The organism is Duganella sp. OV510, from assembly GCF_900100205.1.
Classification (GTDB): domain Bacteria; phylum Pseudomonadota; class Gammaproteobacteria; order Burkholderiales; family Burkholderiaceae_D; genus Rugamonas.
Genome location: NZ_FNEQ01000013.1, coordinates 18,844 through 44,385 on the forward strand (window position 1 = coordinate 18,844; position 25,542 = coordinate 44,385).

Here is a 25,542-nt window from a genome sequence, read left to right on the forward strand (position 1 = left end):
GGGCTTATTGGCCGCGTTTCAGGCGTGCGTTGGCAGCGATGCGCATGCGCAGCGCGTTCAGCTTGATGAAGCCGCCGGCGTCGGCCTGGTTGTAGGCGCCGCCGTCTTCGTCGAAGGTGGCGATGTTCATATCAAACAGCGAGTCGGTCTTCGAATCGCGCGACACCACGATCACATTGCCCTTGTACAGCTTGATACGCACCCAGCCATTCACGGTCGATTGGGTGTGGTCGATCAGCGTTTGCAGCGCAACGCGCTCCGGCGCCCACCAGTAGCCGTTGTAGATCAGCGAAGCGTAGCGTGGCATCAGGTCGTCCTTCAGGTGGGCCACTTCGCGGTCCAGTGTGATCGACTCGATGGCGCGGTGGCCTTTCAGCATGATGGTGCCGCCCGGGGTTTCGTAGCAGCCGCGCGACTTCATGCCGACGTAGCGGTTTTCCACCAGGTCCAGACGGCCGATGCCGTGCTTGCCGCCAAGGCGATTCAGTTCGGTCAGCACGGTGGCTGGCGACATGCGCACGCCGTTGATGGCGACGATGTCGCCTTTCTCGTATTCGAGGTCGATGTATTCGGCTTCGTTCGGCGCCTGTTCAGGGCTGACGGTCCAGCGCCACATCGATTCCTCGGCTTCGGCGCTTGGGTTTTCCAGGTGGCGGCCTTCGAAGGAGATGTGCAGCAGGTTGGCGTCCATCGAGTACGGCGCGCCGCCGTTCTTGTGTTTCATGTCGATGGCGATGCCGGCGTCTTCCGCGTACTTCAGCAGTTTTTCGCGCGACAGCAGGTCCCATTCACGCCATGGCGCGATCACTTTGACGCCTGGCTTCAGCGCGTAGGCGCCCAGCTCGAAGCGCACCTGGTCGTTGCCCTTGCCGGTGGCGCCGTGCGAGATGGCGTCGGCGCCGGTTTCGTTGGCGATTTCGATCAGGCGCTTGGCGATCAGCGGACGCGCGATCGAGGTGCCCAGCAGGTATTCGCCTTCGTACACGGTGTTGGCGCGGAACATCGGGAACACGAAGTCACGCACGAATTCTTCGCGCACGTCGTCGATGTAGATGTTCTCCGGCTTGATGCCGAATTTGATCGCCTTGGCGCGTGCCGGTTCCAGCTCTTCACCCTGGCCCAGGTCGGCGGTGAAGGTGACGATTTCGCATTGGTAGTTATCCTGCAGCCATTTCAGAATGACGGAGGTATCGAGGCCGCCCGAATAGGCGAGGACTACTTTTTTAATGTCGCTCATGATGATCCCAGTTGGTAATTAGTTGTTTTCCAGGCGGCCGAGCAGCAGGTACTCGATCAATGCCTTTTGAATGTGCAGGCGGTTCTCCGCTTCGTCCCAGACCACCGATTGCGGGCCGTCGATGACGTCGGCCGCGACTTCCTCGCCACGGTGGGCGGGCAGGCAGTGCATGAACAGCGCCTCCGGCGCCGCGCGCGCCATCTTGGCGCTATCGACGATCCAGCCGTCGAAGGCTTTCAGGCGGGCGGCGTTTTCTTCTTCGTAGCCCATGCTGGTCCAGACGTCGGTGTTGACCAGGTGCGCGCCTTCGCAGGCGTCGGACGGATTCTTGAAGAAGGTGTAGCGGTCGGTCGACACCAGCGACATGTCCATCTCGTAGCCGTGCGGCGTCGAGACATTGACGTGGAAGCCGAAGATTTCAGCCGCCTGCAGCCACGAATACAGCATGTTGTTGGCGTCGCCCACCCAGGCCACGATCTTGCCCTTGATCGAACCGCGATGCTCGATGTAGGTGAAGATGTCGGCAGCCACCTGGCATGGGTGGTGTTCGTTGGTCAGGCCATTAATCACCGGCACGCGCGAGTTGGCGGCGAAACGCTCGATGATGTCCTGGCCGAAGGTGCGCACCATGATGATGTCGCACATGCGCGACATGACCTGGCCGGCGTCTTCCACCGGCTCGCCGCGGCCCAATTGGGAGTCGCGGGTGTTCAGATAAATGGCGGCGCCGCCCAGCTGGTGCATGCCGGCCTCGAACGAGAGGCGGGTGCGGGTCGAGTTCTTGTCGAACACCATGACCAGCGTGCGGTCGATCATCGGGTGATAGATTTCGTAGTTTTTGAACTTGCGCTTGATGATATGCGCGCGTTCGATCACGTACTCATATTCCTCCAGCGAGAGGTCGGAAAACTGCAGGTAATGCTTGATCGGTTTTTGGATAGGCATAATGACAACTGACAGATAGCTACGGCTTAGCCGATCAATTATAAAGGCAATTCGGCGAGCAGGGCTAATTACCGCAGATTGTGCTGTCTATACAAACCGTTTAATGGTAGATATGGCTGGTCGACGGCAGCTTGTTTTCCGGCGCCGTCAGCGGCAGATCCAGCGTGAACGTGGTGCCCTCACGCGAACTGTGGACGGAAATCAGGCCGCCCATGAGCGAAGTGACAATGTTGTAGCTAATCGACAGTCCCAGCCCGCTGCCGCCTTGTCCCAGCTTGGTGGTGAAGAAGGGATCGAAGATGCGCGACATGTGTTCGGGCGCGATGCCGCCGCCGTTGTCGCGGAACGTGACCAGCACGCGGCCGTCGGCCGGCGCGTGCGCGCGCAGCCACATGCTGCCGCTGCCCTTGGCGGCAAACGCGTGCAGCAGCGCGTTGTTGATGAAATTGGCGATCACCTGGCCGTACGGGCCGGGATAGCTGTCCAGCGAAATTGTCTCCGGCATCTCGATCTCGATCTGATGGCTGGAGGCGCGGATGCGGTTCATCATGGTGGCTATCACCTCTTGCGACACCTGCGCCAGGTTGAAATCGCGCCGCTGTTCGGTGGTGCGGTCGACCGCCACCTGCTTGAAGCTGTTGACCAGGTTGGCGGCGCTGGTCAGGCCGCGCATCACCAGTTCGTGCGCCTTGCGCGCTTCTTCCAGGTAGGCCAGCAGCGCCGAGCGTTTCAGGCCGGCGCCGTTGACCTGCACTTCCATCTCCTCGGTTTTCTGCGCCAGCGTGCTGGCGATCAGCAGGCTGTTGCCGATCGGCGTATTCAGTTCGTGCGCGACGCCGGCCATCAGCGCGCCCAAGGCCGCCAGTTTTTCCTGCGACACCAGCTGCGTTTGCGCGTCCTTCAGCTGGCGGTAGGCTTCGGCGTTGTCCAGCGCGATGGCGCCATACGCGCACAGCGTGCGGAAGATCAGCCGTTCGCGCTCGCCGTAGGCGTCGACTTCGATCGACTGCACCGTCATCACGCCCAGCATGCGCTCGCCGACCAGCAGCGGCACGTACAGCGCGCTGGCCATCAGCTGCGTGCCGGGGGCCAGGAAGATGTCGTCCGGCCCCGCCTCGGCGATATAAATTTCGGCGCGCTCGCGCAAGCTGCGGGCGGCGTTGGCGCGCGGGTTGGCGATGTCGATGGTGTTGCCGGCCAGCGGCTGGCCATTCTCCACCCCGAACACGCGACTGATGGTGTCGCAACCGGGATCGCACATATACACGGCCAGTGTGTCGGCCGGCAGCAGCGCCTGCACGTGGCGGTCCAGCGCCTGGAACACCGCGCCCGCATCGAGGTGGGTGGTGATTTCCTGGCCGATGGCCGACAGCCGCTCCAGCATGGCGCTGGTCTGCTGAAGCAGCTGCACGCGGCGCGCTTCGGCGGCGGCCAGTTCGCGGTGGTGCAGTCCTTCGGCGCGGGCGTTCTCGGTCTGGTGCTGCACCTGCATCGCGATCGCGCGGTTGGTGGCGTCCTGGCTGTGCGTCTTCTGGCGCGCGGCGGCCGCCTGCTGCGCCGAGGCATAGGCTTGCTGGTAGTCGCCGATCTGCGCGTACTCGCGCGCCAGCGCGTCGTGCAGGTCGGCCGGCAGCGTGTAGCCGTTGATATGGCCGGCCGCTGCCAGCGCCTGGTGCAGGAAGTGCAGCGTGGCGTTTGGTTCGGTCATGCCGTCCGGCGCCGGCAGCTTGTGGCGCAGGTGGATCAGCGACATCACGCGCAGCGCGGCCACGTGGTTGTAGTTGTTGGCCTGTTGCTGCGCCAGCGTGGCGGCGCGTGTGGCCGTTTCCTGTGCTTCCTGTGGACGGTCGAGGAAGCATAGCGCGTGCGCTTGGCCGCGGCGGGCGATGCTGAGGAAGTCGGCGTGGCGCAAGGCGCTGCCGCGCGCTTCCAGCTTGCGGAAGGTGTCCAGCGCGGTGGCGTAGTCGCCCTGGTCCAGCGCCAGGTCGCCGAGGTAATGCAGCGCGGTGGCGTAGGCCCGCGCGCCGGACAACGGCGCCAGCATCTGCAAGGCTTCCTGCAACAGCTCGCGGGTGGCGTCCAGCCTTCCCAGGCGGCGCATGGTGTCGGCGGTGTGCATCAGGCAGGCGCCGATGCTGCGCGGCCAGCCGGTCGGGCGGGCCAGGTCGAGCGCGCTCTCCATCCACTCCAGCGCTGCGTGGTGATCGTTGAGGATGGTGAAATCGAGGCCGATGTTGATGGCGGCAGTGATCGCCATGCGCAGCTGGCCGCTTTCCAGCGCCGCTTCGTAGCAGCGCAGGTAATGGCCGGCGGCGGCGCCGAAATCGCTGGCCTGGCTGGCGGCGAGGCCGTAGTAGTCGTAGATCCAGCTGGCCACCGCCGGCAGGTTTTCTTCCTCGCGCGTGAAGCGCTGGGACCAGCGCTGCTGCGCGCTGGGCAGGTCGCGCAGCACGCTCCAGCGGGCGTTGACCGCGTCGGCGATGGCCAGGCGCTGCGGATCGCCAGCCGCGCGGGCGGCTGCGGCCATCTGTTCCAGTTCGGTATCGGCGCGCGCGTGTTCGCCGCTGTCGATGGCGATCCAGGCGCGCAGCCAGTGGGCATCGGCCTGGCCCAGTTGCAGTGCAAGGGCGGCAAAGCGTTCGCCGGCTTGCCGGGCCTGGGCGTCGGCGGCAGCCAGGTGGCCGGCCAGCCAACTGGCTTCCGCCTGGATCAGTAGCAGGCGGGCGGCGATGGCTTCGGTGTCAGCTTCGGGCAGGGCGGACAGCAGGGTGTGCGCTTCGGCTGCCAGTTGCAGCGCGCGCGGCGTGTCGCGCTGGCGCAAGTGCCAGGCCAGCGGCAGCAGCGCCGGCAAGCGCGCAGCGCCACGCAGGGAGGGCAGGGCGGCCTCCCAGTCGGCTAACGCGTCGTCGAGCGCAAACAAGTCCATCTGATTCCTTAGGTGTTGCCCCAAGGCATTATAGACACAAACTCTTGGTTTTAATACAGGGTCTGTGAGGATTCGTGCAACAACTGGCCGTACAAGGTGTGGCGCATTTTGGCGATCTTGCCTTCCTCGACCGCCGCCAGCACCGCGCACTGCGGTTCGATCAGGTGGCGGCAGTTATAGAACTTGCAATGGCCAAGATATGGTTCGAATTCTACAAAAGCCCGCTCCAGCATGCCCTCGCTCAGATGGTAGAGGCCGAACTCCTGGAAGCCGGGCGAATCGATGATCGCCGAGTCGGGACCGAGGTCCGGCAGCGTGTACAGGCGGGTGAAGGTGGTGGTGTGCTTGCCGGTGTCCAGGGCCGCCGAAATTTCGCGCACGGCGATGTCGGCTTCCGGCACCAGCAGGTTGATCAGCGAGGACTTGCCCATGCCGGACTGGCCGATCAGGATCGACGAATTCCCGGCCAGCAGCGGCCGCAAGGTGGCGACCGCGTGTTCCGGTTGGGCGGTGGCCGATACTTCGTGCACCGGATAGCCGAGCGCCGCATATGGCGCCACGCGCTCGCGGGTGCGCGGCAGTGCGTCCGCCACGTCGGTCTTGTTGAGGATCAGGTGGGCCTTGATGCCGGCCGCCTCCGCCGCCACCAGTGCGCGCGACACCAGGTCGTCGGTGAAGCCCGGCTCCGTGGCGACCACGATGAACAGCTGCGTCAGATTGGCCGCCAGCAGCTTGGACTTGTACTGGTCCGAGCGGTACAGCAGCGTCTTGCGTTCCTCGATCTTGTCGATCACGCCCTGGTCGGGCGAGGTCATGGTGATGTGGACGATATCGCCCACCGCCACATTGGTCTTCTTGCCACGGGTGACGCATTGCAGTTTGACGTCGTCCGCCTCGGCCAGATAGTGGCGGCCGTGGGCGGCGATGATGGTGGCGGTGCGCTTGTCAGTCATGCCCGGGCCTCATACAGGGCGTCGGCCTTGGCGGCGCAGATGAAGTCATTATTGGTCAGGCCGTGGGCCGAGTGGGTGTCGTAGCGGACGATGCAGGTGTTGTAGCTGACGGTCATTTCTGGGTGATGGTCTTCGTTGTGACTCAGGTAAGCCAGCGCGTTGACGAAGGCCATGGTGTGATAGTAGTTCTTGAAAGCGTAGCGGCGCACTAGGCGGCCGTCATCGGCAACCCAGTCCGGCAGCAGCGACAGCAGGCGCGTGGCCTCGGCGCCGTCCAGCGCCGCCGTGGTGGGGCGGCAGCGGGCGGCCAGCAGTTCGGCGCGCAGCGTGATCATGATGCTGCCGCCAGGTTCAGTTGGCGGATGCGCACGCTGGCCGGCGGGTGCGAGTCGTAGAAGGCCGAGTGCAGCGGGTCCGGCGTCAGCGTCGAGGCATTATCTTCATACATCTTGACCAGCGCCGATACCAGGTCGCGGGCGTCGGTATGCCGGGCGGCGAAGGCGTCCGCCTCGAACTCGTGCTTGCGTGAACCCAGCGAGGTCAATGGATTGAGCAGGAAGGTGAACACCGGCAGCGCCAGCATGAACAGCAGCAGTGCCATGGCGTCGTTGCCCTGGCCTGGCAGCAGCAGCGGGTTGACGCCCAGCCCATCGTAGAACCACGGCTGCGTTTTCAGGTAGCCGAGCAGCGCCAGGAAACCGAGCGAAATCGCAAACATCATGCTGATGCGCTTGACGATGTGCTTCAGCTTGAAGTGGCCGAGTTCATGCGCCAGCACCGCCTCGATTTCCTGCGGCTGCAGGCGCGCCAGCAGGGTATCGAAGAACACGATGCGCTTGTTGGCGCCAAAGCCGGAGAAGTAGGCGTTGCCGTGGGCGCTGCGTTTGGAACCGTCCATCACGAACAGGCCCTTGGAGGCAAAGCCGACGCGCGTCATCAAGCCTTCGATGCGCGACTTCAGCGACTGGTCTTCCAGCGGCGTGAACTTGTTGAACATCGGCGCGATGACGGTCGGGTACAGCACCATCATCAGCAGCTGGAAGCCGCTCCAGAAAATCCAGGTGTACAGCCACCACAGGTCGCCGGTCTGATTCATCAGCGTCAACACCACCCAGGTCAGCGGCAGGCCGATGGCGGCGCCCAGCAGCACGCCCTTGGCCATGTCGCCGAAGAACAGGCCCTTGCTCATCTTGTTAAAACCAAAACGTTGTTCGAGGCCGAACTGCTTGTAATAGTCGAACGGCAGGTCGATGACGCCGGAAATCAGCGCGAACGCCGCCAGCAACGCCAGCTGATAGACCATGCCAGGGCCGGTCAGCTGGAAAATCTGCACCGACAGCCATTGCAGGCCGCCCAGCAGCGTGAAGCCGACCAGCACCAGCGTATTCACCATCAGCGTCAGCAGGCCGTATTTGGTGCGCGCGACGGTGTAGTCGGCCGCCTTCTGGTGCGCCGAAAGCGGTATCTTTTCTGCAAATTCCGCCGGCACGGCGCTGCGGTGCGCCAGCACATGACGGAGTTGACGCGAGGCCAGCCAGAAGCGCACCAGCAGCGTCAAAATGATGAAAGATACGAACAAAATCGAAAACGCGAGTGAATACATTCTGTGCCTGTGAGAAAATGGCAGATTCGGATTAATTTAGCCAAGAAAAGAGAATTATGTCACAAGCTACTGATTTGCCAGAAGGCGCAGCCGCCGCACCACGCCCGAACGAATTCAACCTGGTCTGGGTCGACATGGAAATGACCGGCCTGGAACCGGACACCGACCGCATTATCGAAGTGGCCGTCGTGGTCACCGACATGCACCTGAACGTGCTGGCCGAAGCGCCAGTATTCGCCATCCACCAGTCGGATGAAACGCTGGGCAAGATGGACGCGTGGAACACCGGCACGCACGGCCGCTCCGGCCTGACCGAGCGCGTCAAAGCCTCGACTATCACCGAAGCCTACGCCGAGGAAGAGCTGATCAAGTTCCTGAAGCTGTGGGTGCCGAAGGGTAAAGCGCCGATGTGCGGCAACACCATCGGCCAGGACCGCCGCTTCATGGTGCGCTACATGCCGAAGCTGGAAGCCTTCTTCCACTATCGGAATATCGACGTGTCGACGCTGAAGGAACTGGGCAAGCGCTGGAATCCGGCCATGGTCAGCGGCTTCAAGAAAGCGCAGAAGCACACCGCACTGGCCGACATCCTGGAATCGATCGAAGAACTGAAGTACTACCGCGAACACTTCATCAAGCTGTGATGAAGCCGCTGCTGCTGGCGCTGGGCGCCTTGCTGGCCGCCGGCGCCCAGGCGGGTGAGTTCGTCCACAAGGACTGGGCAGCCGCCTGCGACAACACCCGCCATTGCGAGGCGGTCGGCTACCAGGACATGGAGCAGAACGCGCCGGTCACGTTGTGGCTGGGCCGCGATGCCGGCGGCAACGCGCCGCTGACAGGCAAGCTGATGGCGTATGCGGAGGATGAGGACGACAATATGTCGCTTAGCATCCGCGCCGGCGATGTCCTCATCAAAGGCATCAAGCAGGACCTGACGGCGGAGCAGATGGCGCGGCTGCTGCCGGCCCTGAAACGGGCTGACACAGCCCTGGTTTCGGACGGTAAGCACGAATGGACCTTGTCCTTGGCCGGGCTGAATGCCGCGCTGCTGAAAATCGACGACCTGCAAGGCCGGGTGGGCACGGTGACGGCGCTGTCGCGCCCCGGTGGCAAGCCGGCCAGCGCTGTGCCGGCTGCGCTGGCTGCGCCGCTGCTGCGCGCCGCGCCGCTGCCGCCATCGCGGGACAGCGACAAGGCGCTGCTGCCGGCGATCCTCGACGCGCTGAAGTCGCCGGACTGCGAAGCCATCGCCAGCGAGGGCGCTTACGGCGATGTGCATCGCATCTCCGCCACGCAATTGCTGGTGGTGCGCCAGTGCTGGCTGGGTGCCTACCAGGGCGCCTACGGTGTCTGGCGCGTCGATGACAAGCCACCCTATGCCGCCGTGCGCCTGATGCTGCCGGATGCCGATGGCAAGCAGGAGGATTCCGCTGTCGAAGCCTATTTCGAGAACGGCGTCCTGAGTTCCTACGCCAAGGGCAGGGGACTGGGCGACTGCGGCGGCTTTGACAGCTGGCTGTGGACCGCCGACGGCTTCAAGCTGCTGGAGTCCTCCAACGGCCCGCTGTGCCGCGGCATGCCCGGCGGCGGCTTCATGCTGCGCAGCTGGATCGCGCAGCAGGCAAAGTAAGCAGCGCCGCACACCGCTGCGGCCAGCGTCCATGGTGGGCTGCCGCACGGCGCGTCGCGCCCGGCGGCGCTAAAGTGGCGCATCGCCACTTGATTCTGGATTGCCATGTCCCGTTCCCGCCGCTTATTGGCCGTCAGCACGCCCTTGTTATTGCTGGCGCTGGCCGCCTGCTCCCCGCTGACCGCACTGAACGCCCTGTCACCCGCTGGTGAGACTGAGTGTGTCGAAGGCGTGGCCTATGGCGATGGCGCACGCCGCAAGCTGGATATCTACCGGCCGCCGGACGCGCGTGGCGCCGCGCCAGTAGTGGTGTTCTTCTACGGCGGTAACTGGGTGGATGGTGCGCGCGGCGACTACGCTTTTGTCGGCCGCGCTTTGGCGGCGCGCGGCATCGTCACCGTGATTGCCGATTACCGGCTCTATCCGGAAGTCAGTTATCCCGACTTCCTGCGTGACGCTGCCCAAGCCGTGGCGTGGGCGAAGCGTGAAGCCGCGCGCTACGGCGGCGATCCGCAGCGGCTGTACGTGATGGGACACAGCGCCGGCGCCTACAACGCCGCCATGCTGGCGCTGGATGCGCGCTGGCTAAAAGAGCAGGGCATGACGCCGTCGGCGCTGCGCGGCTGGATCGGCCTGGCCGGTCCGTATGACTTCCTGCCGATCGAGAATCCCACCACCAAGCCGGTATTCCACTTTCCCGACACGCCCCGCGACTCGCAGCCGGTACGCCACGTCAGCGCCGCGACACCGCCAGCCCTGCTGATCGCCGCGCGCAAGGACAAGCTGGTGGCGCCGGATCGCAATACCGGCCGCCTGGCGGCATTGCTGCGCGCGCAGCAGGTGCCGGTGCGAGAGCTGTACTACGACCGTGTCACGCACACCACGCTGGTGGCATCGATCGCAGCCCCGTTGCGCTGGCTGGCGCCAACGCTGGACGATGTCGCCGCCTTCGTACTCACGCCTGGCGCATGACAAACGGCACGCCGCGCGCCCAGCGGTTGGACGACAGCGAGAACGTCAGCGCATGCACCTGGTGATACCAGCCGGCCGGCACGTACAGCATATCGCCCGGCTGCACCATCACTTCGACCAGCGCCGCCTGGCGTGCCAGCGGGTAGGCGTCGTAGTCAGGCGCCTCCGGATTGAACGGCGATCCAAACAGGATCGGATTGGCTTCGCGCGGATAGAGGAATTCGTCATGGTGGGGCGGCGCCAGGAAAATCCGCTTGCTGCCCCAGATTTGCGCGAAGATATTGTCATCGTAATCGCAATGCAGCGGCGTCATGGTGCGCGCGGGACCGATCCAGAAGCGCGGCGGCCCCATTTTTTCGAACCATGTCGGCCAGTGGCACATGCTGTTCAACTCACGCAGCTCCAGGTTGCCGAGGTAGGGCGGCAAACCTTGCGTGGCTTCGGCCAGATCCAGGTACTCCAGCATGGTCATGTCCTGCATGGCGCGGTCGGCGGCGAAGGCGGTGCCGATGTAATCGCCGACGCGGGCGCGCACATGCAGCTGCGCGTAGCGTTCGCGCAGCAGGGACGGGGAGTGTTGCGCCAGCGGCCAGCGGCCGACGATGCCTTCCACCAGAAACGGCAAGCCTTGCAGCGCGCGCGTGCGGAAGGCGGCGGCGTCGCGCAGCTTCACGCGCGGCACTTCGGTGATGGCAGGCAGCGCGCGTGACGCCTGTTTGATCGCCGCCCGCATCGCATCGATGGAACTGACGCCGCGTATCTGCGCGTCGCGTTGTTCCAGTGCGTGTTTCTTGGCGGCGGCTTCCTCCGGCGTCAGGAGCATGCGCGGCGGCAGGCGGTTCGGTGCTTCTTTCGACATGGGCTTTCCTTGATGGGGCGCCTATTTTACGCGAGCCGGTGCGCTTACTGCGCGGCGCGTACCGCCTCATTGGCCACCGCCAGCCGCGACGCCAGCACATTGACCACAAAACGATGGAATTGCTGGGCGGTGTCGCTGTCCTCAACTTCCAGCTGATGCAGCGCACCCAGCGACAGGCGCCGCACCAAGGTCGGTGCATCGGCGCGCACATCGGCGCTGCGTGGATTCTGTGTGTACAGCGCCATCTCGCCGACGATGGTGCCGGCGCCGAAGGAGCGCAGGCGCAGCGTGCCGCCATCGGCCAGCGGCAGCGAGACGGTGACGCGGCCATGCTCCACCAGATAGACGGCATCGCCCGGATCGCCACGGGCAAACAGTAATTCGCCAGCCGCCAGCGTGCGTGGCGTCAGTTGCGCTTCAAGACGTGCCAGTGCGGCCGCGCTGAAATGCGCATGCAGCCGGTTGGTGCCGCAGGCTGCCGGCGCCACGCTGGCCAGCAGCTGTTCTTCCACCCATTCCATGCCGGCGTCCAGGCTGGCGCAGTCCTGCACGCCATCGCTGAACAGACCTGCGCGCTGCAACAGATAGCGGGCGCCGGGCGGCAGCGCGGTCAGCACCAGGGTAACGCCGGACGCTTCGCAAACCTGCCGCAGTTTGAGAAAGCTGGCGGAGGTGGAGGCATCCAGGCCGTCGATGCGGTGGAAGTCCAGCACCACATAGCGCGCGCCGGTGGTCGCCGCCAGTCTGTTGCGCACGCGTTGCAGGATGGCGTTGGCGGTGGCGAAGAACAGGAAGCCGTGCAGGCTGGCGCCAATCACCTGGCCGCCCTGCGCGCGCAGTACCGCTGCGTCCTCCAGCGCGCGTTCGACATTCGAGCTGGCCGTGCTGCCATCGAACTCGTTGCGAATGGCGCTGATGCGGCCATACTTGATGACAAACAGCAGGCAGGCGGCCACAATGCCCAGGCCGACGCCGGCCACCACGCCATGTATCGCAATCACCAGCACGATCGCGGGTATCAGCAGGTATTCGGCGCGGCCCAGCCGCCGATAGGAACGCCACAGCCATTCCTGCAGCAGCGCGATGCCGAGATACAGTTGCAGGCCGACCAGCACCGCTTTCGGCATCCAGCCGATCAGACCGGGGAAGACCAGCACCACCAGCAGGCAGCCGCCCGCCGCCGCGATGCCGCTGATGCGGCTGACGCCACCGGCACGGTGGTTCAGCAGTGTGCGGCTGAGCGACTGGTAGCCGACGATGCCACCCAGCGCGCCGCTCAGCAGATTGGCGACGCCGGCCGCGCGCATTTCCTGATCGAGGTCCGGGTCCTGGCGGCAGGCCAGCCCGGCGCCGGTGGAATTGAGCAGGATGGTCAGCGCCGACACCGCTGCCACCACCAGGAATTCCGGCAGGTGGAACGCAATCACGCGCCAGTGGATTTGTTCGGGCGGCAGCAGCGCCGGCAATTGCAGCGCCGACAGTGGCACGCTTTCAAACAGCAGGCCGGCCTGGCGCGCCTGGTCCGGTGTCATGCCGCTGATGGCCAGGCCGGCGAAAAATACCAGCAGGCCGGCGCCGATACCGATCGGCACCACCAGCGTGAAGCGCTTGATGTGGCGCGCGCCGATCATCAGCGCGGCGCAGACCACCAGCGCCGGCAGCCACGCCAGCCAGGGCAGGTCGGGCAGCAGGCGCAGATGCTGCCATTGCAGGTTTTCGCCGGTCAGCACGCGGAACGCGCCGGCCAGCAGCAGGTAGCCGGTGCCTGCCAGATAGCCGCCCATCACCGGGTAGGGCAGGAACTGGATCAGCGCGCTGCCACGGGTCGCGCCCAGCAGGTACAGCAGCACGCCGCTGACGAGTGAGCTCAGCGCCAGGGCGGCCAGCAGCGTGACCAGCAGATCCGGGCCGCCACTGGCGGACAGGTCGGCGGCGATGCCGCTGGCCATGCCGGCAAGGATCGCCGCCGAGTTGCCGTCCGGCCCGCCGATCGAGAAGCGGATCGAACTGCTCAGCGCGATCACCGGCGCCACCACCACGCAGCACATCAGCGTCACCAGCACGCCGGAATGCAGATAGGCCGACAGGTCGCCGGAGAAAATCAGCGCCGCATAGCTGAGCGCATAGCACAGCATGACCACCGACGACAGCAGGCCGGCGCCGATATTCGCGCTCAGCGCGCCGCGCATCAGGAAAACGCCTGTACCACCAGCCAGATATTGGCGGCGGAGATGACGGCGAACAGGAACCACGCCAGCGCCACCGTCCACCAGGCGTTGGCGAAGCTGCCCATGATGCGTTGTTGTGAGGTCAGGCTGACCAGCGGGTACATGGCGAACGGCAGCTGCATGCTCAGCACCACCTGGCTCAGCACCAGCAGCTTGCCCACCGAGTGTTCGCCCAGTGTCAGCACGCCGATCATGGCCGGAATCAGCGCCAGGCCGCGCGTCAGCATGCGCCGCTGCCAGCACGGGATCTTCATCTTGAGGAAGCCTTCCATGATGACTTGCCCGGCGATGGTGCCGGTGAAGGTGGAGCTTTGGCCGGACGCTAGCAACGCCAGGCCGAACAGGATGGCGGCCAGCGCGGTGCCGGCCACCGGTTCCAGCAGGCGGTAGGCTTCATCGATGTCCAGCACCACCGGGTTGTCGGGGCGGTGGAAGGCGGCTGCGGCCAGCACCAGGATGGAACCGTTAATCAGCAGGGCCAGCAGCAGCGAGACGATGGTGTCGATGCGCGACAGGCCGATGGCTTCGCGCCTGGCGTGGTCGGTTTTGCTGACCACACGCGTCTGCACCACCGACGAGTGCAGGTAGAGATTGTGCGGCATCACGGTGGCGCCAAGGATGCCGATGGCCAGGTACAGCGGCTCGCGCGACGACAGTGCGCTCAGCGACGGCACCAGCCCGGCCGCCACCGCGTTCCAGTCCGGCTTGACGAAAATCAGTTCGGTGAACAGGCAGATGGCCACCGTCAGGATCAGGCCCAGCACGATGGCTTCGACCTGGCGGAAGCCCTTGCCTTTCAGGCCCAGCACGATCAGGGTGTCAAGCGCGGTCAGCGCCACGCCGACCGGCAGCGAGACGCCCAGCAGCAGCTTGAAAGCCAGTGCGCAGCCCAGCACTTCAGCCAGGTCGCAGGCGATGATGGAAATTTCGGCGAAGCCCCACAAGGTCTTGCCGACCACCGGCGGATATTGTTCGCGGCAATGCACGGCCAGGTCCTTGCCGGTGACGATGCCCAGCCGCATGCTCAGGCATTGCAGCACGATTGCCGCCAGGCTCGACAGCACTACGACAAACAGCAATTGGTAGCCGAACTGCGAGCCGCCCTGGATGGCGGTCGCCCAGTTGCCCGGGTCCATATAGCCAACCGATACCAGCAGGCCGGGGCCGGCAAAGCGCAGGACTTTCTTCCAGAAGGGATCGCTCTCCGGCACCGCGACGGTGCCTGCTACTTCGGATGGACAGAACGGCGCGGTGGCCGTGGTGGGCAGCTTGAACGAGAACATAGGCATCCTGAAAATGATGCCCAAATTCTACTTTAGAAAGCGCGGTGGCGGCTCTGTCATTGGGCGAGCCGCCACAGTGTGATGGCTTACTCGGCCGATTCGTTGGCGCCGTGGCACTTCTTGAACTTCTTGCCGCTGCCGCAAGGGCAGTCGTCGTTGCGGCCGACCTTCGGCTCTTCGCGCTTGACGGTTTCGACGCCGGCCTTGCGCAGCGGCAGCCAGAACTTGTAGATGTTCGGCAGGTTGGCTTCCAGTTCCAGGCCCAGTTTGTGCGCCTTGACCGGATCTTCCACCAGTGCCAGTTCTTCTTCTTCGATCTCGTCGGCGCCCAGCAGGTAGATCGGGCGCATCAGGTCGGCGACTTCGGAATCCCAGATCGGGTTCCACGAACCCGGGCGCAGCTCCATGCCCTCCCAGAAGCCCCAGCACCACGCTTCGGCGTTGATCAGCGTCTGGCCTTCGTGCTCGTGCTCGACGAACAGCGGCTCGAATTCCTTCGGCGCCACTTCAAACGTCACCAGCACTTCGTTCATGAAGCGCATGATGAGTTCGGTGATGCGGGCGGCTTCCTTTTCATGCTTGAAGGACGGCACGTCGGTTTCTTCCTTGCCCCAGATCTTCTTCAGCCATTCGGCCGGCATGACCGGTTCCGGGCCGATGGCGATGGCGGTCAGGTAGCCGTGCAGCATGTCCATGGTCATCGCATCTTCAGGGGTGCGGTCGGACAGCAGGAAGTTGTCCAGTTCGTCGAATTCTTTTTCGCTCAGTGGCTGATCGAGTTGCATAGCTTGCTCTATATATTTGGGTGAATATGACAGTATACACGCCACGCCCCGTACAATGGCGGCTATGACTGCATCTCACCCTTATTCCGCGTTGAGCCCTGATTGCGTGCTCGACGCCCTCGACAGCATCGGCTTGCGCGGCGACGGCCGCCTGCTGGCGCTGAACAGCTATGAAAACCGTGTCTACCAGGTCGGCATCGAAGACGACAAGCCGCTGGTGGTCAAGTTCTATCGTCCCGGCCGCTGGAGCGACGACGCCATCCTCGAAGAACACGCGTTCACGCAGGAACTGGTGGCGGCCGAAATTCCGGTGGTGCCGGCGCTGGCGCTGAATGGCGCCACGCTGCATCACTACCAGGGCTTCCGCTTTGCGGTATTCACCCGTCATGGCGGCCGCGCGCCCGAGCTGGGTGATCCGGCGGTGCTGGAATGGACCGGGCGCTTTATCGGCCGCATCCATGCGGTCGGCGCCGTCCGGCCGTTTGCCCACCGCCCGGCGCTGGACATCGACACCTTTGGCACCGAGCCTTGCGCCTTCCTGCAAGAGAACGATTTCATCCCGATGGACCTGAAAGCCTCGTATGCCGCCATCGCGCAGCAGGCGCTGGATGGTGTGCGTCGCTGCTACGACCGCGCCGGCGAGTTGCCGCAGCTGCGCCTGCACGGAGATTGTCATGGCGGCAATGTTTTATGGACTGACGCCGGCCCGCATTTCGTCGACTTCGATGACGCCCGCATGGGGCCGGCGATCCAGGACTTGTGGATGATGCTGTCCGGCGAGCGATCCGAGCAGGTGCGCCAGATGGGCGACATCCTGGCCGGCTACGAGGATTTCTGCGAATTCAATCCACGCCAGATGCACCTGGTGGAAGCGCTGCGCACGCTGCGCCTGATCCACTACTCGGCCTGGCTGGCGCGGCGCTGGGACGACCCGGCCTTCCCGGCGGCTTTCCCGTGGTTCAACACCCAGCGCTACTGGCAGGACCGCATCCTGGAATTGCGCGAGCAGGTCGCGCTGATGGACGAGGCGCCGCTGCCAGTGTGAAGAAATAGCGGGTTTTTCCGCTTCTTCTTGCCGCAAGGCTTGCTTGATGGCTACATGATAATGACAGCTCGGAAAACCTCTCAGCGAGACTCTCATGCAAGCACAACTGGTCAAACAAGAACGCGACGACGTCACCCTGCTGCCATTGCCGATGGCGACTCTGGATGACGCCGCGCCAGCCCAGATGCCACGCGCCGCGATGGAAATGAAAGCCATCCAGGAAGCCATCGCCCGGGTGGAAGCCGAAGCCAAGGCTGCTTGCGCCGCCGAGAGCCGCGCCCACGCCGAAGCCCGCGCCCGCGCACTGGCCGAGGACCGCGCCGCCATGGACACCGCTGCCGCCGCTGTCGCCTTGCAAAATGCCCAGGCCACGGAAGATGCCATCGCCGCTAATAAAGAGCGTCTGGAATCGCTGCGCGCCGCCGCCCAGGCCAGCGTCGCCCGCCTGGATGCGGTGAAGCAGGAAACCGCCGAGCTGCGCGCCCGCGCCGAGACCGATAACCAGATCCGTAAAGCCGCCGAGGGGCGCGCCAAGGCCGAGGAAGAAAACCGCAAGCGCGCCCATGAACAGGTCGCCGCCGAATCCGCCGCCGCCGAACAAGCCACGCGTGCCGCCGCCGAATTGCAGGCGCAAACCGAACAGGCCCGCCTGCAGGCCGCCGAGCGCGTCGCTGCCGTGCAAGCGGCCAAAGAAGAAGTGGTCGGCATCGCTTCGGCCGATGCCCGCGTCGCCACGCTGGCGCGCGAGCGTGAGCGCCACGCTGCCGGCGCCCGCCTGACCGCACAACAACTGGCCGAAGCCGAAGCCGAAGCGCTGGAACTGGCCAAGCAGCGCGAGCGTGCCGACAAGATCGCGCTGGAAGCCGCCTTCAAGCGCTCCGCCACCGAAGTGCGCGCATTGGAAGAAGCGCGCGCGCTGGCGCACCTGGAGCAGGAGCGCGAGCAGATCGCCCAGGCCAAGGCCGAATCCGAGCATAGCGCTGCGCAGTCGCTGCGCCTGCGCCTGCAAACCGAAAAAGAAATCCGCGACGCCGCCATCCACCGCGAGCGCATGGAAGCCGTGGCAGCCGCTTCGGCGGAAGCGCGGCGCGAAGCCGATGCGCGCATCATCGCCGCCACCGAAGCACGGATCGAAGTTGACAACCAGCTGCGTGCGGTCGCACTGGCCCGCGTCAACGCCGAAGAAGAGGCCGAGATGGCCACGCTGGCCAAAGTGGAAGCGGAAGCCGTAGCGCTGGAGCAGGCCAAGCTGCGCCAGTCCGCAGATGAAGCTGCCGCCGAAGCATCCCGCACCGAAAGTCTGGAACAGCAACGCGCTGCCGACCTGGCGCATGAGCGCGCCTCGCTGACACGCGCGGCGGCCGAGCTGGCCGCTAGCCAGAACGCTGCCGAGCAGGCAGAAATCGCCACCATGGCGCAACAGGTGGAAGCGCAAAATGCCGCCAGCGTGCTGGCCGCCGAGCGTGCTGAGCGCGCGTCCGTGCTGCTGCAAGCCGAGCAGCAGCGTGCCGAGGCCGAACAGCAAGCCATCGTTTCGCTGAAAAACAAACTGGACGCCGAACAGCGCGCCACCGAAGCTGCGCGTCAGCGCGTGACTGCCGAACGCGCGCAGGCCGACGCCTTCCGTCAGCAGCAGCAAGCCGAACAACGCCTGGCCGATGCCGCCGAGCGTGAAGCCGAAGCCGCGCGCCTGATGGCGGCACAGGTATCGACGGAAGCAGAGCAAAAAGCCATCGCCGCACAAGCGCTGGAAGTGCAGGCCCGCCTGGCGGTCGAGCTGGGTGTGGTGCACGCCGAGCGCGCCCGCGTGGAGCAGGAAAAGGCCGCTAAAGCCGAGGAACTGCTGGCTGCCGAACGTGAATTCATCGACACCGAGCGCAAATCGCTGGCGCTGATCGACCAGAAGCTGACGCAGCAGCGCATTGCCAGCGCATCGGAAGTGCGCGCATCGCAAGCGATCGCCGGCCGCCTGGAAGCTGAAAAAACCGTCGCCGCCAGCGCCCGCCAGCGTGCCGACGAAGAGCAGGCCGCCGAACAGGCGATGGTCGACAAGGCAGCCGCGCAGAAAGCGCTGCTGGAAACGGCCCAGGCGCACGCCGCCATGCAGCGCAAGGTGGCCGACACCACGGCCGCGATGACCGTCGCCAAGCAAAAACTGCTGGAGCTGGAAACCCGCCGCCTGGGCGCCGCGCAAAAAGTGCTGGCCTCGGTGCAAGCCAAGATCTCCGCCGAAGAAGCGCAGGCCGCCGACGGCAACGTCGCCACGCTGGACGACGCCCGCGCCCGCAAAGAAGCCGCCCGCCAGTCCTCGCCAGCCGAAACCACCCAAGCCGTCTGGCGCGCCCGCTAAAATCCGGGGTCAGTTCTGCCAAACGTACACGGGCTCAACTGCGCAGCAGTTGAGCCCGTGTACGTTTGGCAGAACTGACCCCGGATTTATTGTTGGACGGCGACCTTGGTGACGTAGTATTCGGTTTCGCCGAAGCATTGGGTCGGTACGCCGCGATGCTGCGCGTAGCTGAGGACTACGCGCTTGCCGGTGGCTGCCGTCAGGTCCTTGGCCACTTGCGGGTCGCGTACGCTGAATTCGAATTTTTCCGGGATCGCACCGGGCATCGAGGTCAGCAGGATCTCGCCTTCCCAGGTCTTGCAGATCCAGCCTCGGGTGGAAAATTTCTGCAGGTAGCCGGCGCGCTCGCCATCCGAGTAGGAGACGTGCAACATGGCCCAGGTGTAGGCGGCCATCAGCAGCAGGGCGGCGGTCAGTAGGCCGAATGAGTAGAGGATTACGCGTTTGGATGTCGTCATGGCGGCTATAGTATCACGCGTTGTTCTGGCGTTTGTAGCGCACCGAGGACCATAGCGATACCGCAATAAAGGCCACGCCGGACAGCCCGGTAAACCACTCCGGAATATGGTATTTGACGCTGGCCAGCATGATCAGCGCCAGGATGCCGATCGCGTAATGGGCGCCGTGCTCCAGGTAGACGTATTCGTCCAGCGTGCCCTTGTGTACCAGGAAGACCGTCAGCGAACGCACGAACATGGCGCCGATCGCCAGGCCCAGCATGATGATGACCACGTCGGTGGTGATCGCAAACGCGCCGATCACGCCGTCGAAACTGAACGAGGCGTCCAGCACTTCCAGGTACAGGAAGCCGCCGAAGCTGCCCTTGGCAATCGTCGCCACCACCGGCGCGACACCGGCTTCGGTGGTGTCGTCGTCTTCCTGCGGCTCTTTTTCTTCCAGCAGGCTGCTGATCCAGCCCACCGCCAGGTAGACAATGACGCCGACCACGCCGGCGGTCAGCACCTTATATTGTTCTTCGGCGACGACCAGCGAGACGCAGGCGAATACCGCCGCCAGCGTCAGCAGCACGGCCAGGCTTTCACTGCCGTGCTTGCCGAGTTTTTCCTCGATCCAGCCCAGCCAGTGCAGTTCCTTCTGGTCGTCGAACAGGAAGTTGAGGAACACCAGCAGCAGGAAGGCGCCGCCGAACGCCGCTACCTCGGCGTGGGCGCCGGTCAGGTAGCGCGAGTATTCCTGCGGGTTGTTCAAGGCCATGTGCCAGACTTCCACCAGCCCGAGGCCGGTGGCCATGGCCACGATAAGCAGCGGAAACACCAGCCGCATGCCGAACACGGCCACCAGGATGCCAACGGTCAGGAACAGCTTGCGCCAGAATTCGTTCCAGTGTTTCAGCACCGAGGCGTTGACCACGGCGTTGTCAAACGATAGCGAGACTTCCATGATGCCCAGCACGGCGGTGATCCATAGCGCCTGTGCCAGGCCGGCCATGCCGCCGTGGTTGTAGCCCCACCAGCCCCCCAGGGCCAGCAGAATGAAGGTGACGGCAAACGAGATTCTGAAGTGTTGCATGGTTGTATTTGTTGAAAGGTGTGCAATGACTGAATTTTATATTACTTGCTTCCGCCGCTGGGAGGCCATCTGCGATAATGTCGCCACAAAAATGTTAAGGACATAACGATGGACATCGCTTACCTCGTCACGCCGCTGATTACCTGGATCACGGTGGGACCGATCAAGTTTCTGATTAATAGTGTCAAAGCACGCCAATGGGCCTTTAATCTGGTCGGCAACGGCGGTTTTCCGAGCAATCACAGCGCCGTCGTCTCCAGCATGGCGACCTTGATCGCGCTACGCGAGGGCATCGGCCATCCGGCCTTCGGTGTGGCGGTGACGCTGTGCTTTATTGTTATCATTGATGCAAATAGTCTGCGCCAGCACGTCGGCAAGCAGGCGGCGGCGATCAACCGCCTGGCCAAGGAAGACGGCGGCCAAGGCACTCCGCACACCTGGCTGCGCGAGCGCATGGGCCATACACTGGTGGAAATCGCCGGCGGCCTGTGCACCGGCATCGCCATCGGCCATATCGTCCACGCCATTTTCGGCCGCGGCTAAGCGACCGTTTCCCTCCCGGCCGGACGTCCGCTCCGGCCAACTCGCCTACCGTTCATCCCCGTATTCGGCATTTCAGCCACAGATTCTGCCGTCCGTCGCACTGTGATTGACCTGATAAGGTCCGTCGCGGATACTCTGCGCCCTGTAGTCTGGCTAATATTCTAAAAGCACCAACGTGCCACTTTCTCGGAGAACTTTATGTTGCGCAAAACCCTTCTAGCTCTCGCCATTGCCTCTGCCCTGGTTGCATGCGGCAAATCAGCCAAAGAGCCTGAGAAAGCCGGAGCCAGCGCTTCGGCCTCAGCTTCCGCAGCCAAGGATGACCAGAAAGTGACCCTGCAAATGTCGCCGGAAGATACGCTGACCATCGAGTCGGACGCGCTGGCGTCCGGCCCGGTCATCACCGGCTCGATCCAGCCGGAACGCCGCGCCGACCTGCGCGCCGAAGTAGGCGCGATCGTGATCCAGGTGCTCAAGGAAAACGGCGAGCAGGTGCGCAAGGGTGACGTGCTGCTGCGCCTGGATGAAACCTCGATCCGCGACAGCCTGACCTCGGCCGAGGAAGCCACCCGTGCCGCCGAGCAGTCGCTGGCCCAGGCGCAGCGCATGTACGAGCGCCAAAAAACCCTGCTGGCGTCCGGCATGGTTTCCACCACTGCGCTGGAAGACGCCGAAGTGCGCCGCAACAACGCCCAGAGCGATGTGGCGGCGGCCCGTTCGCGCTCCGTTTCGGCACGCCAGCAACTGACCCGCACGCTGGTGCGCGCACCGTTTGACGGCATCGTCAGCGAGCGCAAGGTGTCCAACGGCGATACCGCCCAGGTGGGCAAGGAATTGATCAAGGTGATCGACCCGAGCAGCATGCGCTTCGAGGGCACGGTGTCGGCTGACAAGATCGGCGTGGTCAAGGTTGGCCAACCGGTGCTGTTCCGCATCAACGGCTATGGCGACAAGCCATTCAACGGCAAGATCAAGCGCGTCGATCCGGCCGCCAACGCCATCACCCGCCAGGTGGAGGTGCTGGTTGAGTTTGCCGACAGCAACCGTCCGGGCGTGGCCGGCCTGTACGCCGAAGGCCGCGTCGAAGCGCAGTCGTCGAATTCGCTGATGATCCCGCCGTCGGCGCTGGTGCAGGCGGGCGACAGCAATTACGTCTGGCGCGTCAAGGGCGGCACGCTGGCCAAGGTGCCGCTGACCATCGGTACCCGCGACGAGCGCAGCGGCCGCTGGCAGGTGTTGTCCGGCCTGCAAGCGGGCGACATGGTGGTGCGCGTGCCGGCCTCCGGCTTCAAGGATGGCCAGAAAGTGCAATTGAACACGCCGAAAGCTGTGGCGTCGGCGACGACCCAGAAAACGTCGGGCAAATAAGAGGATAAACAGCCATGTTCTTATCGGATTTTAGTGTTAAACGGCCTGTCGCCACGATCGTGCTGATCGTCGCGATGATGTGCCTCGGCTTGATGGCGCTGACCAAGCTGCGCGTCAACCAGAACCCGGACGTCGAAGTGCCGTTCATCGTGGTCGCGATTCCGTATCCGGGCGCGTCGCCGGAGACGGTCGAGCGCGAAATCGTCAACCGCCTGGAGAAATCGCTGAACTCGATCACCGGCGTGACCGAGATCAACAGTACGGCGTCGGAAGGCTCGGCCAGCATCTTCATCAAGTTCACATTCACCAAGAACCTGATCGAGGCGTCGGACGAGATCCGCAACGCCATCGCGGCGGTGCGCTACAAGCTGCCGATCGAGATGCGCGAGCCGATCTTGCAGCGCATCGACCCGTCGGCGCAGCCGGTGATGCAGATGGCGCTGTCGTCCAGCTCGCAAAGCCACGCGGAGATTTCGCGCCTGGCCGAAGACAAGCTGGCCGACCGCTTCCGCAGCATCGACGGCGTGGCCTCGGTGAATATCGACGGTTCGCTGAAGCGCGAACTGAGCGTGCTGCTGAAAGCCGAGAAACTGCGCGAGTACAACGTTTCGGTTAACGACGTGGTCAACGCGCTGCGCAACCAGAATACCAATGCGCCAGTGGGCAAGGTGCGCGGCGAGCTGGATGAGAAGAGCATCCGCCTGGTCGGCCGCATCGAGCGTCCGGAAGAGTTCCAGCAAGTAGTGGTCAAGCGCAATGGCGACGACCTGGTACGCCTGTCGCAAGTAGCCACCATTGTTGACGGCTTTGCCGAAACCAACAGCCTGAGCGTGCGTTCCGGCAAACCCAACGTCGGTATCTCGGTGACCCGCTCGCGTGACGCATCGACCGTGACCGTGGCCAAGAAAATCAAGACCATGGCCGAGGAAATGCAGAAGGAAATGCCGGCCGGAACCAAGCTGGACATCACCCAGGATGACGGCGAAAACGCCGAGTCCAGCCTGGACAACGTGATCCATGCGCTGGTGTTCGGCGCCGGCCTGACCATCTTCGTGGTGTATGCCTTCCTGAATTCGTGGCGCTCGACGCTGATTACCGCGCTGTCGCTGCCAACCTCGGTGCTGGCGGCCTTCATCGGCGTCTGGCTGTGCGGCTTCACGCTGAACTTCATGACGCTGCTGGGCCTGTCGCTGGCGATCGGCGTGCTGATTGACGATGCGATCGTGGTGCGGGAAAACATTGTGCGTCACATGCAGCTGGGCGCCGACCGCCGCACCGCCGCGCTGAAAGGCACGGCCGAGATCGGCATGGCGGTGGCTGCCACCACCTTCTCGATCATGGCGGTGTTTATTCCGGTGGCCTTCATGCCGGGCATTACCGGCGAATGGTTCCGTCCGTTCGCGCTGACCGTGACCTGTTCGGTGGCGGTGTCGCTGATCATCTCGTTCACGCTGGACCCGATGCTGTCGGCCTTCTGGGGCGACCCGCCGGATCACCATGACGCGCCGCGCCGTGGCATCGAGAAGTATTTCGCCAAGTTCAACGTCTGGTTCGACCATCAGGCCGACCGCTACGGCCGCGTCATCGAATGGGCGCTGCATCACCGCCGTTCGATGGGCGTGATCGCCATGGCCACGTTTGTGGGCGCGATCTATCTGCAAGCGCAGTTCGGCGGCGCCAGCTTTGTGCCGGCGTCCGACTGGGGCACGATTGCGATTGATGTCCGCACGCCGTCGTCAAGCTCGCTGGAGTATTCGCGCCTGAAACTGGAAAACGCGGCGGTGATTGCCCGTACGTTGAAGGAAACCAAGGACACCAATAGCTACGTCAACCTGAGCGGCGGCCGTATTTATGTGGACGTCGGCAAGAAGACCGAGCGTGATCGCGGCGTGGTCGAGATCGCCAAGGAACTGCGCCAGAAACTGGCCGGGCTGGTGGGCGCCGAGTATACGGTGCTGGATGACCTGAGCAATGGCGCCCGCAAGCCGGTGCAGATCGAATTCACCGGCACCGATTCGCGCAAGCTGATGGAAATCACCAACGCCTTCATGGACCGGCTGCGCAAGGTGCCGGGCGCGGTGGATGTGGGCCTGTCGGAAATGGATCCGAAAGACGAGTTGCAGATCGTGCTGAACCGTGGCCTGGCCAACTCGATGGGCATTGCCGCCGGCGATGCGGCCAGCGCGCTGCGCGTGGCGTTTGCCGGTATCGAGGTGGGCGACTGGGTCGATCCTACCGGCGAGTCGCGCGACGTTGCAGTGCGCCTGGCGCCGGAAGACCGCACCAGCGCCGAGAACATCGAGCGCCTGCCGATCGCCGTGGCCGGCACCAATCAGATGGTGCCGCTGGATCAGATTGCCAGCGTGACGATGGGCAAGGGTCCGTCGACCATCAAGCACAAGGATGGCAAGCGCGTGATTTCGGTCAGCGCCAACGTCGAAGGCCGTTCGCCGGGCGAAGTGACCAGCGACGCCATGAAGCTGGTGAAAGACATCGACTTCCCGCCAGGCTACGGTCTGGCGCTGGGCGGCGCCGGCAAGGACATGCAGGAAGTGTTCGGCGCCATGGGCATCGCGCTGGTGGCTGGCGTCGGCCTGATGTATCTGATCCTGGTGATGCAGTTCGGCTCCTTCACCGCGCCGATCGGCGTCATGCTGTCGCTGCCGCTGTCGCTGATTGGCGTGGTGCTGGGCCTGCTGGCCACCAACAGCACCATCAACCTGATGAGCCTGATCGGCGTGATCATGCTGATGGGCCTGGTGGCGAAGAACGCCATCCTGCTGCTGGACGCGGCGCGCAAGCGTCAGGAAGAAGGTTTCAGCCGTGAAGATTCGCTGATGTACGCCGGCCGCATGCGCCTGCGTCCTATCCTGATGACCACCTTCGCGCTGATCGCCGGCATGTTGCCGGTGGCGATAGGCCTGGGCGAGGGCGGCGAGTTCTACCGTCCGATGGCGATTGCGATCATCGGCGGCACGATCACCTCGACGGTGCTGACCTTGCTGATGGTGCCGACCTTCTACGACAGCATCGAGATCGCCAAGGACAGCATGGGCGTCAAGTTCCGCCGCCGCGCCGCCCGCTGGCCAGTGGTGGTGGCCGGCCTGGTGACACTGCTGGAGGCGGCGCTGACGCTGCTGATGCTGCGCTTCCTGTTCCGCATGGTCATGAAGCTGGTTTACAAGCTGACTGGCCGTGGCCCGAAACCGGACGATGAACAGCCGCAGGAAGAGCATCGTAAAATTGCATAAAAGAATATTTACTTAATCAATGGAAAGGGCCTTC

General features: G+C 64.2%; 20 protein-coding genes. 8 read left to right on the forward strand and 12 right to left on the reverse strand.

The window, feature by feature from the left end:
* Positions 1-4: 4 nt before the first annotated feature.
* From BLS51_RS26530 to BLS51_RS26555, 6 genes are all read right to left on the reverse strand, one after another.
* Positions 5-1,237: an argininosuccinate synthase gene (locus BLS51_RS26530; protein WP_090191889.1), complete on the reverse strand. Its 1,233-nt coding sequence runs from the start codon at positions 1,235-1,237 to the stop codon at positions 5-7.
* Positions 1,238-1,255: 18 nt separating this feature from the next.
* Positions 1,256-2,182 carry an ornithine carbamoyltransferase gene (gene argF / locus BLS51_RS26535; protein ID WP_090191887.1) on the reverse strand — a complete coding sequence of 309 codons (927 nt, stop codon included), beginning with the start codon at positions 2,180-2,182 and terminating at the stop codon, positions 1,256-1,258.
* A gap of 100 nt (positions 2,183-2,282) precedes the next feature.
* Positions 2,283-5,108: an ATP-binding protein gene (locus BLS51_RS26540; protein ID WP_090191885.1), complete on the reverse strand. Its 2,826-nt coding sequence runs from the start codon at positions 5,106-5,108 to the stop codon at positions 2,283-2,285.
* A gap of 50 nt (positions 5,109-5,158) precedes the next feature.
* Positions 5,159-6,061 (reverse strand): ribosome small subunit-dependent GTPase A, encoded by a 903-nt coding sequence (gene rsgA / locus BLS51_RS26545; protein WP_090191883.1) that lies wholly within the window; start codon positions 6,059-6,061, stop codon positions 5,159-5,161.
* Positions 6,058-6,396 carry a 4a-hydroxytetrahydrobiopterin dehydratase gene (locus BLS51_RS26550; RefSeq protein ID WP_090191880.1) on the reverse strand — a complete coding sequence of 113 codons (339 nt, stop codon included), beginning with the start codon at positions 6,394-6,396 and terminating at the stop codon, positions 6,058-6,060. The genes rsgA and BLS51_RS26550 overlap by 4 nt, the downstream gene beginning before the upstream one ends.
* On the reverse strand, positions 6,393-7,664 hold the full coding sequence (locus BLS51_RS26555; RefSeq protein ID WP_090191877.1) for a M48 family metallopeptidase: 1,272 nt from the start codon (positions 7,662-7,664) through the stop codon (positions 6,393-6,395). The genes BLS51_RS26550 and BLS51_RS26555 overlap by 4 nt, the downstream gene beginning before the upstream one ends.
* A gap of 56 nt (positions 7,665-7,720) precedes the next feature.
* Here BLS51_RS26555 and orn point away from each other — a divergent pair, with 56 nt between their 5' ends.
* The 3 genes from orn (at position 7,721) to BLS51_RS26570 (ending at position 10,266) form a co-directional block, all read left to right on the forward strand.
* On the forward strand, positions 7,721-8,308 hold the full coding sequence (orn, locus tag BLS51_RS26560; protein ID WP_090191874.1) for an oligoribonuclease: 588 nt from the start codon (positions 7,721-7,723) through the stop codon (positions 8,306-8,308).
* A complete protein-coding gene (locus BLS51_RS26565) occupies positions 8,308-9,294 on the forward strand; it encodes a DUF1176 domain-containing protein (RefSeq protein ID WP_090191872.1) in 987 nt (328 codons plus the stop codon). Before orn ends, BLS51_RS26565 begins: the two co-directional genes overlap by 1 nt.
* 105 nt (positions 9,295-9,399) lie before the next feature.
* The gene (locus BLS51_RS26570; RefSeq protein ID WP_090191870.1) at positions 9,400-10,266 is read left to right on the forward strand and encodes an alpha/beta hydrolase; all 867 of its coding nucleotides are present in this window, start codon (positions 9,400-9,402) and stop codon (positions 10,264-10,266) included.
* On the opposite strand, the gene BLS51_RS26575 is transcribed toward BLS51_RS26570, so the two are convergent.
* The 4 genes from BLS51_RS26575 to BLS51_RS26590 form a co-directional block, all read right to left on the reverse strand.
* Positions 10,250-11,125, reverse strand: a complete 876-nt coding sequence (locus BLS51_RS26575) for a cupin-like domain-containing protein (protein WP_090191867.1) — start codon at positions 11,123-11,125, stop codon at positions 10,250-10,252. The two genes, BLS51_RS26570 and BLS51_RS26575, sit on opposite strands and share 17 nt — an antisense overlap.
* Positions 11,126-11,169: 44 nt before the next feature.
* The gene (locus tag BLS51_RS26580; protein WP_090191865.1) at positions 11,170-13,314 is read right to left on the reverse strand and encodes a SulP family inorganic anion transporter; all 2,145 of its coding nucleotides are present in this window, start codon (positions 13,312-13,314) and stop codon (positions 11,170-11,172) included.
* Positions 13,314-14,636: an Nramp family divalent metal transporter gene (locus tag BLS51_RS26585; RefSeq protein WP_090191862.1), complete on the reverse strand. Its 1,323-nt coding sequence runs from the start codon at positions 14,634-14,636 to the stop codon at positions 13,314-13,316. The genes BLS51_RS26580 and BLS51_RS26585 overlap by 1 nt, the downstream gene beginning before the upstream one ends.
* Positions 14,637-14,722: 86 nt before the next feature.
* Entirely contained in the window at positions 14,723-15,421 is a 699-nt protein-coding gene (locus tag BLS51_RS26590; RefSeq protein ID WP_090191859.1) for a UPF0149 family protein, read from the reverse strand.
* A 55-nt stretch (positions 15,422-15,476) separates the two neighbouring features.
* Here BLS51_RS26590 and BLS51_RS26595 point away from each other — a divergent pair, with 55 nt between their 5' ends.
* Both BLS51_RS26595 and BLS51_RS26600 read left to right on the forward strand, forming a co-directional pair.
* The gene (locus tag BLS51_RS26595; protein WP_090191856.1) at positions 15,477-16,466 is read left to right on the forward strand and encodes a serine/threonine protein kinase; all 990 of its coding nucleotides are present in this window, start codon (positions 15,477-15,479) and stop codon (positions 16,464-16,466) included.
* A gap of 94 nt (positions 16,467-16,560) precedes the next feature.
* Entirely contained in the window at positions 16,561-18,816 is a 2,256-nt protein-coding gene (locus tag BLS51_RS26600; RefSeq protein WP_090191854.1) for a hypothetical protein, read from the forward strand.
* A gap of 86 nt (positions 18,817-18,902) precedes the next feature.
* On the opposite strand, the gene BLS51_RS26605 is transcribed toward BLS51_RS26600, so the two are convergent.
* Positions 18,903-19,274: a hypothetical protein gene (locus tag BLS51_RS26605; protein WP_090191851.1), complete on the reverse strand. Its 372-nt coding sequence runs from the start codon at positions 19,272-19,274 to the stop codon at positions 18,903-18,905.
* Positions 19,275-19,287: 13 nt separating this feature from the next.
* On the reverse strand, positions 19,288-20,346 hold the full coding sequence (locus tag BLS51_RS26610; RefSeq protein WP_090191848.1) for a DUF475 domain-containing protein: 1,059 nt from the start codon (positions 20,344-20,346) through the stop codon (positions 19,288-19,290).
* A gap of 108 nt (positions 20,347-20,454) precedes the next feature.
* Between BLS51_RS26610 and BLS51_RS26615 the strand changes: the two genes are divergently transcribed.
* The 3 genes from BLS51_RS26615 to BLS51_RS26625 all read left to right on the forward strand — a co-directional run bounded on the left by BLS51_RS26615 (position 20,455) and on the right by BLS51_RS26625 (position 25,508).
* Positions 20,455-20,889 (forward strand): divergent PAP2 family protein, encoded by a 435-nt coding sequence (locus BLS51_RS26615; protein WP_090191846.1) that lies wholly within the window; start codon positions 20,455-20,457, stop codon positions 20,887-20,889.
* A gap of 198 nt (positions 20,890-21,087) precedes the next feature.
* Positions 21,088-22,257 carry an efflux RND transporter periplasmic adaptor subunit gene (locus BLS51_RS26620; protein WP_090191844.1) on the forward strand — a complete coding sequence of 390 codons (1,170 nt, stop codon included), beginning with the start codon at positions 21,088-21,090 and terminating at the stop codon, positions 22,255-22,257.
* A gap of 14 nt (positions 22,258-22,271) precedes the next feature.
* Positions 22,272-25,508: an efflux RND transporter permease subunit gene (locus BLS51_RS26625; RefSeq protein ID WP_090191842.1), complete on the forward strand. Its 3,237-nt coding sequence runs from the start codon at positions 22,272-22,274 to the stop codon at positions 25,506-25,508.
* The last annotated feature ends 34 nt before the right edge of the window (positions 25,509-25,542 follow it).